This window comes from Sphingomonas sp. SORGH_AS_0950 (assembly GCF_030818415.1).
Lineage (GTDB): Bacteria > Pseudomonadota > Alphaproteobacteria > Sphingomonadales > Sphingomonadaceae > Sphingomonas.
The window spans coordinates 3,595,369-3,608,160 of the sequence record NZ_JAUTAE010000001.1 but is presented as its reverse complement, the minus strand read 5'-3'; the positions used below and the strand labels follow the sequence as shown (position 1 = coordinate 3,608,160).

The 12,792-nt window shown below is 58.3% G+C and carries 12 protein-coding genes and 1 pseudogene; 8 read left to right on the top strand and 5 right to left on the bottom strand.

The features are described 5' to 3' along the window. The first annotated feature begins 162 nt into the window (after positions 1-162). The 4 genes from QE385_RS16395 to QE385_RS16380 all read left to right on the top strand — a co-directional run bounded on the left by QE385_RS16395 (position 163) and on the right by QE385_RS16380 (position 3,621). On the top strand, positions 163-834 hold the full coding sequence (locus tag QE385_RS16395; protein ID WP_307103649.1) for a GntR family transcriptional regulator: 672 nt from the start codon (positions 163-165) through the stop codon (positions 832-834). Positions 835-1,009: 175 nt separating this feature from the next. Beyond that, entirely contained in the window at positions 1,010-1,129 is a 120-nt protein-coding gene (locus QE385_RS16390) for a benenodin family lasso peptide (protein WP_307103646.1), read from the top strand. 72 nt (positions 1,130-1,201) lie between these two features. After that, a complete protein-coding gene (locus QE385_RS16385) occupies positions 1,202-1,861 on the top strand; it encodes a lasso peptide biosynthesis B2 protein (RefSeq protein ID WP_307103644.1) in 660 nt (219 codons plus the stop codon). Next, complete coding sequence (locus tag QE385_RS16380) at positions 1,861-3,621, top strand: asparagine synthetase B family protein (RefSeq protein ID WP_307103642.1); 1,761 nt, start codon at positions 1,861-1,863, stop codon at positions 3,619-3,621. The genes QE385_RS16385 and QE385_RS16380 overlap by 1 nt, the downstream gene beginning before the upstream one ends. Here the strand turns inward: QE385_RS16380 and QE385_RS16375 are convergent. The 4 genes from QE385_RS16375 to QE385_RS16360 all read right to left on the bottom strand — a co-directional run bounded on the left by QE385_RS16375 (position 3,569) and on the right by QE385_RS16360 (position 10,091). After that, positions 3,569-5,707 (bottom strand): Atxe2 family lasso peptide isopeptidase, encoded by a 2,139-nt coding sequence (locus QE385_RS16375; RefSeq protein ID WP_307104776.1) that lies wholly within the window; start codon positions 5,705-5,707, stop codon positions 3,569-3,571. The genes QE385_RS16380 and QE385_RS16375 overlap by 53 nt on opposite strands. A gap of 11 nt (positions 5,708-5,718) precedes the next feature. After that, positions 5,719-8,304 carry a TonB-dependent receptor gene (locus QE385_RS16370; protein ID WP_307103640.1) on the bottom strand — a complete coding sequence of 862 codons (2,586 nt, stop codon included), beginning with the start codon at positions 8,302-8,304 and terminating at the stop codon, positions 5,719-5,721. A gap of 78 nt (positions 8,305-8,382) precedes the next feature. Next, a complete protein-coding gene (locus QE385_RS16365) occupies positions 8,383-9,420 on the bottom strand; it encodes a FecR domain-containing protein (protein WP_307103637.1) in 1,038 nt (345 codons plus the stop codon). Continuing rightward, entirely contained in the window at positions 9,417-10,091 is a 675-nt protein-coding gene (locus QE385_RS16360; RefSeq protein ID WP_307103636.1) for an RNA polymerase sigma factor, read from the bottom strand. The genes QE385_RS16365 and QE385_RS16360 overlap by 4 nt, the downstream gene beginning before the upstream one ends. Between QE385_RS16360 and QE385_RS16355 the strand changes: the two genes are divergently transcribed. The 4 genes from QE385_RS16355 to QE385_RS16340 all read left to right on the top strand — a co-directional run bounded on the left by QE385_RS16355 (position 10,083) and on the right by QE385_RS16340 (position 12,501). Continuing rightward, complete coding sequence (locus QE385_RS16355) at positions 10,083-10,694, top strand: antitoxin Xre/MbcA/ParS toxin-binding domain-containing protein (RefSeq protein ID WP_307103634.1); 612 nt, start codon at positions 10,083-10,085, stop codon at positions 10,692-10,694. The two genes, QE385_RS16360 and QE385_RS16355, sit on opposite strands and share 9 nt — an antisense overlap. Then, entirely contained in the window at positions 10,691-11,137 is a 447-nt protein-coding gene (locus tag QE385_RS16350) for an RES family NAD+ phosphorylase (RefSeq protein WP_307103632.1), read from the top strand. The genes QE385_RS16355 and QE385_RS16350 overlap by 4 nt, the downstream gene beginning before the upstream one ends. A gap of 473 nt (positions 11,138-11,610) precedes the next feature. Continuing rightward, entirely contained in the window at positions 11,611-12,066 is a 456-nt protein-coding gene (locus tag QE385_RS16345; protein ID WP_307103630.1) for a hypothetical protein, read from the top strand. Between the two features lie 129 nt (positions 12,067-12,195). Further along, complete coding sequence (locus QE385_RS16340; protein ID WP_307103628.1) at positions 12,196-12,501, top strand: hypothetical protein; 306 nt, start codon at positions 12,196-12,198, stop codon at positions 12,499-12,501. A gap of 40 nt (positions 12,502-12,541) precedes the next feature. On the opposite strand, the pseudogene QE385_RS16335 reads toward QE385_RS16340, so the two are convergent. Beyond that, a pseudogene (locus tag QE385_RS16335) lies at positions 12,542-12,620 on the bottom strand. Between the last annotated feature and the right edge of the window lie 172 nt (positions 12,621-12,792).

Sequence of the window (12,792 nt, the reverse complement as noted above, 5' to 3'; positions counted from 1 at the left end):
TCACTGTTATGACCGTTATTGTCCCGGAAGGTCCCGGTATGTCCCGGCGGCAGGGCTATCTAAATAAGGTTCATCTCAGCGTAGCCATGGACCGATGTTGGACCGAAATTTCCGTGACCTGTCGGCACCGAAATCATATCTCGCCGACATACTCACCTCGTCATGTTCGCCGACATGGATAGTCAAAAGCTTGCAGACTGGCTCGAAGATTTTTTGCCGGATGTTGATGGTGTCGAGAACATAGCATCACGCGCGTTCGGCCGCGCCTACATCGCGCTACGGATGCAGCTATTGTCCGGGACGCTGAAGCCTGGACAGCATCTTGATATAAATGCGCTCGCCAAGTCGATCGGTGTCAGCAGTTCGCCCGTTCGGGAGGCTCTCTGCACACTAGCGGCCGAACGGATGTTGCGTTCGAACAAGGGCAGCGGCTTCCATGTACCGGATTTCCGCTTCGCATATACAAGCGATTTGCTGCATTGGAGCGAGCATTTGGCGCTTCAGTGCGTCAAAACTAGAAATGGCCGGCGGATCGAAGTCCGCGAGCACTTTCGAGGTGATCATCTGGCCCGCATGCTGTTTCTCTTTCGGGCTATCAGTGATATGCCGCCAAATCCCGAATTATCGCGCGCCCTAATGAGTGCCACAATGCGCTTGCACGTTCTCTATCGTGTCGAACCTACCGTTCTTCTCGATGGGGCGACCGAAATCGACAACATAGAGGATGCATTAAAGCATAATCGACCAACACTGACGAAAATGCTACGCACCTTCCATCGTCGTCGTATCAACGCTCTTCCGAAGATCATTCGAGTCGCACGCGACTCTCGATGAGGCCGTTCATTTTCAAGAATTTATGGCTGGCTGCAAGATAACAACTAGCTGCCTGCTGCCATGTAATTGTGATTATTCATTTCTCTTCAATAAGAAATATATTCTGAATGCACAATGCTTCCAGGTTATATTCGCGATGCGGCAATCCCGCAAATCAGTTGAAGGAGTGAAGATCATGGAACGTGAAGACGATGTGATCGACCTCGGCGTCGCCTCCGAGGACACCAAGGGTCCCTTCGGTGTGATCCCGGACGAGGCCAACGGTCTGTCGGCGATGGGGCTGACCGACGACTAACCTCGCAGGCGCACGCTTTTGCAGAGCGCCCACGCTTTACTTGAGCGTGCGCCTGACTCTTGGGAAGCAACGATGGGATACAAACTTCGATCCGACCTCACGTTTTGCAAGGTCGGTGATCGGGCCGTATTCTTAGATATCAATTACGATCGCTATTTTTGCCTAGGCGCTTCGGCCAATTCGGCTTTTCTGCGGCTTTGCGCCCGAGAAGCGCTGAATACAAGGGAGAAGCTGGCGCTATCGTCTCTTTGCGACCGTGGCATTTTGCTTGCTGACGATAGCCCTGGTGCGCCTCTTCCATGCCCGAGCTTACCACCTGCGGAGATCAGTTGCCTCGATGGTGACATGCCTTCGAAGGCAACTGCGGTCTTCATTGCGGCCGGATGGCTTCTTCGAACAAAATTCGAGTTGAGGCATCGCGGACTCAAGAAAATGGTGGAGCGCCTGATCAAAATACACTGTACCAAGAGCGAGGCGCAGGACTGCAATGATATTCGTACCGCCAGCCTCCCGTTCCATCGGGCCGGCTTATTGATGACCCCCCTCGACCAATGCCTCGTCCGGTCATTTGCACTCGCCTTAGCGCTCAGGCGGTTGGAGATAACGTGCAATCTGGTGATCGGTGTCAAGGTCCATCCATTTGCCGCACATAGCTGGGTCCAGAGTGGTTCGGTTCTACTGAACGACCGGATTGATACCGTGCGCGATTTCACTCCAATTTTAGTGATCTGATGATAAATCGCTATCTACTATCCGTCGCCAGCCATAGCAAGCAAGTCTTGTCACAGGCAGGTCTCTATCATCAAAAGCCCGCGCATTATGACAGCTTCACTTCAGATAGCGATCTGGCTTGGAACATTCTTCATATCTCCTCTCAAGGCTCCGATTCTATAATAAGGAGTCGGCATGGTATAATCATTGGGTCTATTTTTGATAGAGAAACAGGCAATCCAGTAAATTTGATAAGCGAAGCGATTTGGAGTGAGCTTTCTCGCTCACAGGGCGACTCAATTTTTACCTCGTTCTGGGGTAACTATGTTGCGCTACTTTTCTACGAAGAGGAACGATCAATTGCGGTTCTACGCTCTCCGCTGAGTGACTATTCGTGCTACTTTTGCGAGCTCGATGGCATCACGCATGTATTCTCCGATCTCAACACGCTGACAGAGCTTGTTGGTAAAAGACTCGAAATCGACTGGAATGCACTCACGCGTCAGTTGCTTTTCGGTGACTTACGAGAAGCTGCAACGTGCATTCTCGGTGTGTCGGAACTCCGGGGCGGCGAGCGATTGTTCATCGGCCCAAACAGCATACGGAAGGATATTGTTTGGACTCCATGGGATTGGGCCAAGCCGAACATAACGGACGCAGCCGAAGCCACGCAGTTACTAAAGTCCTCAATTATTTCGAGCATTGCTGCCCGTGCGTCCCAACATCCTCGGATCATTCTAAAGCTTTCGGGTGGTCTCGATTCGTCCATTGTTGCCGCAGGACTGGCGGCCGGTGGCAGCAGGTTCGGCTGCCTTGCCTTGACGACGGATGACCCTAGCGGCGACGAAACCCGTTATGCCCGACAGGTCACGGAAAGACTGGGTGTGCCGCTCATCGTTGCTCGGCGGAGGATTACGGATGTCGACGTGACTGCGTCGGCGGTGAGTCGTTCGTCCCGCCCATCCGCCCGATCGTTTCTCCAGGCGTCCGATAGGCTCGCGTTGAGCATGGCCTCCGACATGGGGGCAACGGCAATCTTCGACGGAGGCGGAGGTGATAATGTCTTCGGCGCGATGCAATCTGCGGCGCCACTTGCGGATTGCATTCTCGATAGTGCCGGAAGGCGAGAATTCTGGCGGTTGGCACGCGATATCGCTGAGCTAACGGATTCGAGCCTTTGGTTGGTGTTGCGACGAGCAGTTGGGCGCGCCCTTGACCGGCATAGACCTTTTCGGTGGCAGGTCGATTCTCGCTTCCTCCTGCCGGCGCAGGTGCAGTCGGTGGGCACGACGCCAGATCATACCTGGTTGACCCCTCGTTCTGGCACAATGCCTGGTCGGATGGCCCATGTCGCGCTCGTCGCGGCTGGCGAAAGCTATCTGGCCACATTGGACGCGCTGCGAGCTGCCCCAGCCGTTGCGCCCTTGCTTGCGCAGCCGGTCGTCGAGGTCAGCCTGCAGATTGCGAGTTGGCTGTGGTTTCAAGATGCGCGAAGCCGCTATATTGCCCGAGCGGCGTTCGCTTCCGATCTCCCGTCCGATGTCATTTGGCGTCGATCCAAGGGCACTCCCGGTTCATTCGTCGCGCAGTTGTTCGAGCATAATCGACCTGTGCTCCGTGATCTGCTTTGCCATGGCGTTTTGGCCCGTAGGGGGCTCGTCGATCGAGACTCGCTCGCACGAAAATTTGACGATCCTCGCCCAGTCATCGGGCACGACTATATCCGGATCATGTCCCTCGCTGACGCAGAGGTGTGGGTACGTTCCTGGCAAGACTACTAGTTTTGGGATCATTGGTCATTTTCCGCCACTCCTGGAATGCTGCGGCGCCCCGTCGCGGTTCGCGCCCCTCAGGCCGAAGCCAGTAAGAAAACCATTCGACGTTTCTCTTGTAGATAGAAAGTCGATGAACTGGCTGCCATTTGTAATGATACTCGTTTGGGTAAACATACATCTCGACTGGCGCGCCTTTCTCCCTCAGCGCTTCGAATGTTTCCAATGCAAGCACGTATTCATCGTCGGCAAGCTGCATAAGAAGTGGCACCGTAATAGACGAGGCGTTTGGGACGAACGAAAACGGCTTCCAGAAATCGGGACGATCTTCGCTTGCAAGCGGGAAGCCCATCCGGCGATTATATTCCGCCCAAGCGATTCCGCCGTAGGTCATCACTGTTTTGGGGTCGAGGCAACATGTGCTGATGGAGGCTGCAACAAATCGTCTCGGCTCGTCGATGATGGCGAATCTGGTGGCGGTTGCGCCATCGCTGAGGCCTGAAATTCCGATTCGATCGCCGTCGACGAACCCCGTTGCCAATGCGGCTGCGATCCCTGAATTGAGGGAGGACAGTAAACTGCGGCGCTCGGACCAATTGCGATACTGATAGGCCACGATGTCGTCCCAACTCGTGAGGTTCGGGACCGTCGACGTCACCAAAGGGGGCCGTTCGAGCGAAAGGACGGCTATGCCACGCGACGCAAGCGCATAGATCGGATATTCGTCGCCCGTGCCGCCTCTCAGAAAACCGTAGCTGCGGTACTGGACGATGACCATTGGTAGTGGCGCTGCTCCCCGGTATCCGGGCGGGAGAACGAGATCCCCCCACGCCTCCAACCCACGTTCGTTCTTCCACTTGATCCGGACTACCCTACCAAGCCGTATTTGACGGAACTCAGGGTTCGGGTCGAAGATGACGCTACTTCGTTGGTGGATCAGATCGAGCGCAATGATGTGGCGAGGTGTTGTTGAGTTTTCTGAAAGGCAAATGAGGCGACCCTTGGTTGGCTCGCACCCCTGGATCACATCGGTTGTTCGCCATAGAGGCTTAGGTGCTCCTTTGCCGGGACGCCATAGGTAGAAGGCGGACGCTTCACGGTTCCAGCCCTCTCGCCTTTGATAAAGGATCGACTCGCGATCATCATACCACCAGAGTCCGCTTATCCCGTCCTTACAGGAGGGATAGTCGCAAAGTATCTTCTTGCCGTTCGCATCAGCAAAGAGACGTAAGGCAGCATCGGGCCTGACTTCAATCCTCTCGGTCCATGCTCTCCGCCCACCCGGCGAAACCACGCTGACCGGCTGAGCGAGATACGCTGGCGGCGTCAGCGACGCGGCTTCGTCAGTCGACGCCCGACGCGTGATGCCGGATGCAACGTCCGACGACAGCACCACCAAAGGCGCGTCTGCCCGAATTTGAGGTCGTGGACCGGAGTTGGTGACTACCCGGTCATCATAATGATAACCGGAATCACCTTCCCGCTCGATCTCGATCTTCTGCGACACAATGCCGGGGCGCGTCGAATAGAGGATTCGGCGGCCGTCCTTTGTCCAGCCGACCGCCTCGACATCCCCCTGCAAGGGCGAAACCATCTCCGCGCGTGAACCGTCAATTCGAACGCGCCAAGCCTGGGTTTGGCCATTCATGCGCTTGAGATACGCGATCCACTTGCCATCAGGCGACCAAACAGGTGTCACAACGGCAGGGAAGCCGCCGGGAACGTACATTCCTCGCAAGATGTTTGGAAGGGTGATGAGTTCGCCGCCGCTGTCGATGATTGTGGCCGCTTCAGACGGCTGGGTCGGCGCGACGACGAGCGCGCGGCAGTATGCATTGGTCTCGGGGTCGGCCTGATTGATGAGAAACGCCACACTGCGCCCGTCGGGAGAGATCGCTAACGGACTTGAAGTAGCGATTGCTGCGTCCGGAACGCCTATGTCGCGAAGTGCCACAAGATCGCGCAACGTCAGGGCTCGCAGAACGCGCGTAGATACAGTCTGTCTAGGCAGCTTGGGGGCACATTCGGCGCGAACATCCGCGGACCAGGAGACGCATGTCACAATGGCCAGAAGTGCGCCGCAACGTGCGGCCATCCGTGCGACCGTCACCATGACTTCGACACCGACAGCGAAATATAGCGTCCGATTGGATTGTAGTTCGTCGAGTCGTAGGGTGTGTCAGTATAGAGGGAAGTCGCAATCATCGGTGGTTTGGTATTGAACGCATTCAGGACCGAGAGGCCGATTTCAAGACCTTTGAGCGGACCAGACCTGTCGCCCGTGCGGTAGCCTACCGAGAAGTCGAACGTAGCCGTAGAGGCGAGACCAAGGGGGGGCGTCTTGCGTATATCATCCAGAGGACCAACATAGTTCGCGATCGTGGTGACGCGGAATGCCTTATGTTTCCAGGTCAGACCTCCCCTCGCCCGAACATGCGGGGGATTGAACAGGGTGCCAGCAAGAACAACAATTGGCTGCGATGCACTAAGTTGCTGTTTGCTAACCAGATAGGTAGCATTCACGAAAATCGAAAGAGCATCCCCGGTTTCCGTTGCAAGCAGCTTGTAGGTCATTTGGCCATCGACGCCATGAAGAGTCTGCCGCCCGGCATTGACATTGTTGTTACGGATGATCGCTACGACCTTCGATGGGTCATAGGCTGCGCCTGCTGCGTTGATGAAAGTTCCTGCACTCGCGATAATTGCAGCCTGTTCCGTGCTGCTCGGGTAGCGGGTGATCTGGTCCGCATAGATGGGATTGCTGAGAGCGACCGAGGTCAGGCTGATCGGGGACACGATCCGGTCAACATAGCGTGTCTCGAAATAGCCGAGTTCCGCCCGCAATCGGGGAAGCGCCGCCGGGTGGAAAGCAACAGTCCCCGACCACGAACGCGCCCGTTCGGGTAGCAAATTCCCATTGCCGCCTGACAGATAGAGGGCCGTCGATCCAGCAGGTAGGCCAAGCCCTCCGAAGCTTGTTGCGCGTGCGAGCGCGACACTGTCCGGTTGATAGCGTTGTAGCAACGTCGGTGCCCGAAATGACCGGCCCCAACTGGCCTTCATATCAATATCCCTTGACAGCCCGACTATAATGCCGAGCTTCGGCGTTGTGATCGCACCGACGCCGGGGTAGCTCTCGTATCGCAGCGCCCCACTGACATTCACTCGATATAGGCGAGGCACATCCTGCTCGGGTGAGACGATCGGGATATTGATCTCCGCATATCCGTAGTAACTGCTCTGCGATTGAGTGAAGTTCTGAAAGCTTCCTAAGCCCTTATAACTGGTGAGACGGTTCGATCTAAAGCCTGTTCCGATCGCCAGTTTCGCCGCGCCTGCGGGAAGACTGAGCAGCGATCCGTTGCCCCCGACCTCGATAGCCGACACGCCATTCGTGTAGCGTCCATTGCCAGCGTTCGACGTTTTCCCTGATACTGTGGTTCTGGTTGCGTAATCGACTCGATCGTCCCCATAGGAACCTGTGAGAAACAACTCCCAAGTGCCCGTCGAGTAACGCACTGATGGTGCCAACAGCCAGGATTGCGCCTCTGAGGCGCTGTCGGCGCGGCTGACACCGAGATTTCCTGTTGCATTGAGCGGGAAGGTCGATTCTGACCAGCGCACATTGTAAAGAGCATCAAGATCAAATGACACGTTGGACGTGAGCTGTTGATAACCGCTTATGATCGCATTGTGATGCTTGAGCGCGGGAAAAAGAGTCAGTCCAGGTGATCGCCGAACAGCATAGGAGCGTTGATTGGCATCAATCGCAGTGCTGCGTGCGAACTCGTAAGCCGCGAAGACGCCACCATTACTCCATCGCTCACCAGCAATTGCGCCGTACCTTTGACTGAAGTTACCGCCGTCGGTGGAGCGGCCGATATTGGCACTTGTCTCCAATCCATTCAAATCGTGCCGAAGAATTATATTGGCAACGCCCGCGACAGCATCTGAGCCGTAAAGCGCGGATGCGCCATCAGCAACGATCTCGATCCGATCTACGGCATCTAACGGTATCGCCGAGACATCGACACTTTGCCGGGACGAACTGTAAGAAAGTCGGTGGCCGTTAAGCAAGGTAAGCGTTGCATCGCTGCCCAGACCACGTAAATTGATAGACGATCCGCCACCGACGTCGACGCCGCCGGCAGCAGGTACGTTATATCCGACACCGGGATTTTGACCACCACCGAAACTCTGCGGAATACCACGGACCACCTCGCCCAGCGTCGATTGGCCAGCATTACGCATGTCTTCGCGCTTGATCGAAATAATTGACGAAGCAACCGGGACGCCGGAGATTCTTGAACCCGTAATTACGATATCGCTCGGAAGAACGTACTCCTGCTCGCTTTCCGCTGCGGCCGTCTTGCGTCCCCTTCGTATGATAATCGCGCTTGCCGACTTCTCGGCAATCAGGTCGGTGCCAGCGACCAATCGCCGCACCGCTTCTTCCACCCCCAAGTCGCCTTGCATTCGCGGCGCTGACAGGCCGGACACATCGTCTGGCGAGAACATGATCTGTGCGCCGGTTTGTCGCGCTATCTGCCGCAACGCTCCTGCCATCGGCTGGGCCGGCATGTCGAAGTGAAAGGCTCTAGCCGTCTGCGCCACCAGCGGCGTCGGTAGCGCAATGGCAGCGCTTGCAAGAAACGTGGAACGCAGCCCGATAGCCAGTACGCGATTGTTCACCTCAATCCCCCTCGACAGTCTCATCAAGGGGTTCGACGTGAAACGGCCGCGTTCTCCTTAGGGGGCAGCTCGGGGATGCTACATTTTTCTTGCAAGAACGATCTTGTCCGGCTGGTCATGGTTGATCGTGAGGCCGAACAGGTCGGCTAGGTTGCGGGCGAGCATGTCGGGTTGATCGATTCGGAAGCGGCCCGACACTTTCAACGCGCCGATGTCCGGCGAACCCGCAGTCAGTGGAACAACGGCATAGCGGTTTGCCTGCGCCAAGAGGCTCGTCAAGGGCGTGCCTTCGACGTCCAGAACCCCGCTCGGCCAATCCGCCTTGGCTGCGGAGATCCTTTGTATCGGCACGCTGAAACCGGAGGGGGTGTAGGCCGTCTGCTCATTCACGCTCAGTCGCTTCACCACTCGGACGCGGTTCGTGCCCTCACGCACATCCACGTCGATTGCCCCACGCAGAAGCGCGACCTGAACCTGACCGCGATTGCTTGTATCGACGTCGAAGATGGTCCCCCGTGCCGTGATCTCACCATTACCGGCGGCAACGACGAACGGCCGCTTCTCATGAGCCACCTCGAACCGCGCTCGGCCGCTGGAGAGGGTCAGCCGCCGCTCGTTGGCACCAAAAGCGACGGCAAGCCGCGCGTTGGTGTCTAGAACCACCTTGGAACCGTCCGGCAGGGTGAAGGATTGAATCTCGCCGGTGCGAGTGCCAACGCGATAGGCTTTACGGTCTGCGAGACGGGCGCGCTCGGCGCCAGCGCCAGGGCGGGGCTTTTCGGTCAAGTTCTCGACGGCGTGTATGGCGGTAGAGACCGCCGCGATCATCACGGCTGTCGAACCTAGCCCGCCAGCGATCCCCAGGAGCGTCAGCTCGACCATGCCGAGCCTTTGCCATAGCCGCGGTCGAGCGGTCGGCTTGCGAAGCCCGGACCATGCCAGGATACCGGCGCGATCATAGCGGCGCATGATCCGCTCATAGGCGTCGCGATGCGTCCCGTCCCCTGCCAGCCATGCCTCCAGCTCGGCTCGGTGATCGTCCGCATCGGAACGCATCATGCGCGCGGACCACGCCGCGGCCTGATCGCGTATCGACTGTGAATCTGTCCCGCTCACATTTCCTCCAGAACGCGATCGAGATGGGCAAGGGCCCGCATCATGTGGTATTCGACGGTTGCGGTACTGATACGCAATTGAACGCTGATCTGTTCGTAGGTCAGCCCTTCGAGTCGTTGAAGAAGGAACACCTGCCGAGTCTTCTCACTGAGTCCGCGAATCGCCTCTTCGTATCGACTAATTTCCTCTTGGAACGGCGGAAAGACCAGATCGCATTCGTCTATGGGAACAGTCTTCTCATGCGCTTGCCTCCGCCGTGCCCGAAATAGGTCGACCAACAGGTTGCGCGCAATCCGTTGCAGATAAGCCGCTGGGTTCACAATGCGCGTGTTCGTGGAGGTGGTCATCTTGAGGAAGGTTTCTTGCACCAAGTCGGCCGCGACCTCGGTGTCCCCCGTCCTGCTCCTGAAATAGTGGCGCAGGCGCGGTGCTTCGGTTCGGAACAGGTGCTCCAGGGCATCGGCTTCGCGCGATGGCCTGCTGGCGGAGCGGCGACGCAGAGGAACCGTCATGGTGCGACGTGCCGCAGCCGGCACGCCGGATCGAACGGCAGATGTTTCAAGACAATCATGGACGCACGAACCGACGCGGCAGTACCAAACGCCCCGCCCATAGCGGAGGAACGGTTTTGCAAGGTAAGGCGCCAGACCCGAGGCGTCGGCGTGCATCATGCTTGGCAGGACAAGCCCTACGGTGTGGTGCCAGCTCTTCCAGACCGCACCGCCATTGTGCCGATCCGCGGGGCGGGATGCAACATGCTGTCGCCAGCATTGAACAATCGCCGCTCCGAGCATATCTTGCAATATGCCGAAGATGATTCGGCATATTGTCGAGGGGCGCTCATGACAGGAATGACGACGATCAGGGACCTTCTCGGCGGAGAGGCCGTCGTCGGTCCGCTGCGCGACGATGGCGATCTGGTGCGGCTCGTTCGCCGGGGCGTGCCGACCAGCGCGGTCGATCACTTCCTTGCAGCCGCCGGCCTGTCGTTCAACGCCATTGATCGTAGTGTCCTCAACCGCCGCACGTTCAAGCGCCGTCAGGACGCCGCCCAGCCGCTCGACCAGGGCGAATCCGACCGGCTCATCCGGCTGGTGAGCGTCGTGGCGACCGCGAACGACGTGTTCGGCGATGCCGACAAGGCGAATGGTTGGCTCGCCCGTCCCAGCCGCGCGCTCGACGGCGAAACCCCGCTAGCGATGGCGGATACCGATCGTGGCGCGCGAGCGGTGGAAGCACTGCTTGGCAGGATAGCGCACGGCATCGCCGCGTGATTTTCTATCGGTTGTGCAAGCGGGCGCATGTCGCGCTCGATGGCGAGGGCGCGCGCCTGTACGGCGGCCGGTGGAACAGTCCCGGCCGCCCGATGGTCTACGCGGCAGCGACTGCCAGCCTTGCCGTTCTGGAAGTGCTGGTCCACCTCGACCTGCCGCCCGAGCTGGTGCCGGACGATTATCGGCTGCTGTCGATTGATGTTCCTGACGCCATCGCGGGCGAGGCGCTGGATAGCGTACCGGAGGGGGACGCCGATTGCCGGGCGATCGGCGACCGCTTTCTCGATGATTGCCGCACCGTCGCGCTGCGCGTTCCCAGCATCGTCGTCCCGCAAGAACGCAATGTCCTGCTAAACCCCCGTCATGCCGATATGGCGCGGGTCAGTGTGGCCGCCGACGAACCGTTCCGTATCGATCCCCGTTTGCTCGGCTCGATTCACTAGGCATCGGTCGATCCATTCGGCAAACGGATCGCCAGGTTGTAAGGGCGGTACGCCCTCGACGATATCGATCGCCGTTTGAAGGTAGATCGCGCTGAGGTCCGCTTTGGCATCGTCGAGCAGTTGCAGGGCGGCGTGCATGTGGGTGAGCGCCTTGGTGATAGGCATGGTGGAGAGTCCGGTCGGGCGGCGATGACACGGAAACGGGGCAGCCGCCGCGATGCGGCGGCGCGCGATGGTTCCGATCCTCTACGGCCGATCGTCACGAGCTGCGCGCGTATGATGGCGCGCAGAGCCGTTCTGCACGCTCTGCGTCGTTGCTCGATCGGTTGGCACCCGGCAACGCCAGATGTACCCATTTCGGATCGACGTCACGGGCTGGCCGGAAGCAGAATGGCCGAAACGGGTGGAAAGCCGTCAAACATTCTGGCAGCGTCGATGCTCCCTCAGACGAGGAAAGCGCGGTGGAGAGGAAGATGCCGGCGATGATTCTGTTGCTAGGTGGTCTCTCCACAAGCGGCGGTACTGCTCCAAATCCAAGCCAGTCCTCCACGATCTGTCTGGCAGCTACAGCGGCAGCCCTCGCTGCCGGCCGCTTCACCGGGCCGCTCGTTTGCTCGAGAAAGCACGCCACGTTCGTGCTGGCTGGCCGCACCCGCGGCGCCCAATTCACGATCTTTGATTATCGCTACCGCTATCTCCCGGACGGCGGCAACGTCATGCACGGCGGCCAAAAGATTGTGGTGTTCCGTCGCGATAAATACGTCGGACAGTATGCGCTCTCTCCTCCGCCCTATGCGGGCGTGACTGTGAAGGGCGCACAGGTTCGAATTCGGATTGGCGAAAGTCCAAAAATCACGACATTGGATTTCTCGCGTGCGCCACCTCAGCAGGCTCTGCTCGACGGCTATGTCGTAGTGTTTCACCCATAATCGAGCAGTCCCTATTCAGAGGCAGGCTTCGGTCACTTCTTTCGCGAAAGAAGCTCTTATTGGGCGATAACGGACACTTTATGCGAGTGCCATCCGCGTCTATCGAGATCGGCTACGATGGAGGCTCATTTGGCGACGGTGAACATAGCCGGCGGTCTCGCGTGGGAAGCGCTGATGGCCACAATCGGCGACCAGCTACTCACGGGGTTCGGCAGCTTTGAAAATTTGGGACAGCTTGAGGAGGCGCTCTACATAGCGCTTGAGAGGGACGGCCCGTCGGAGATCATTCACACCGGGGCACTTGCCGTCACGAGTGACCAACTGGCCTTATACCTCGACGTGCTCGCATCCGTAGCCGAAGGGGAGCCGTTAAAAGTTAGCTTCATGGCCGGAGCGGTGGGAGCATTGCTGCCCCGGCATCATCAGCAGGATTAAGCTAAAAACCGACACGTGGCGTCCATAAGTGGGCGAAGATTGCCAACGGCAGGGGATCGAACCCGCACCCGTTTCCAGGACCGCTGTAGCGATACGTCTACCAATTCCGTCACGCTGGCTCAGGCGACGTATCGTGCGACCAGGCTGCGAGCAATGCCGCTATGGGACCATAGCCGAATGTTCGATTGGGGTGGATAACGGTCGGGCGGCTAGTAGCGCTCCCGCTCGGGAGCGGTCATTCGGCCCCGGCGGCGGACGACAACAAGTAAAAGCGGTGTGATGTAGAACCAT

Excerpts from the sequence above, each read along its gene's own strand:
- QE385_RS16390 (WP_307103646.1), top strand. The coding sequence starts at position 1,010 with ATGGAACGTGAAGACGATGTGATCGACCTCGGCGTCGCCTCCGAGGAC.
- QE385_RS16375 (WP_307104776.1), bottom strand. The coding sequence starts at position 5,707 with ATGGCCGCACGTTGCGGCGCACTTCTGGCCATTGTGACATGCGTCTCC.
- QE385_RS16360 (WP_307103636.1), bottom strand. The coding sequence starts at position 10,091 with ATGATGCACGCCGACGCCTCGGGTCTGGCGCCTTACCTTGCAAAACCG.
- QE385_RS16345 (WP_307103630.1), top strand. The coding sequence starts at position 11,611 with ATGCCGGCGATGATTCTGTTGCTAGGTGGTCTCTCCACAAGCGGCGGT.
- QE385_RS16380 (WP_307103642.1), top strand. The coding sequence starts at position 1,861 with ATGATAAATCGCTATCTACTATCCGTCGCCAGCCATAGCAAGCAAGTC.
- QE385_RS16385 (WP_307103644.1), top strand. The coding sequence starts at position 1,202 with ATGGGATACAAACTTCGATCCGACCTCACGTTTTGCAAGGTCGGTGAT.
- QE385_RS16395 (WP_307103649.1), top strand. The coding sequence starts at position 163 with ATGTTCGCCGACATGGATAGTCAAAAGCTTGCAGACTGGCTCGAAGAT.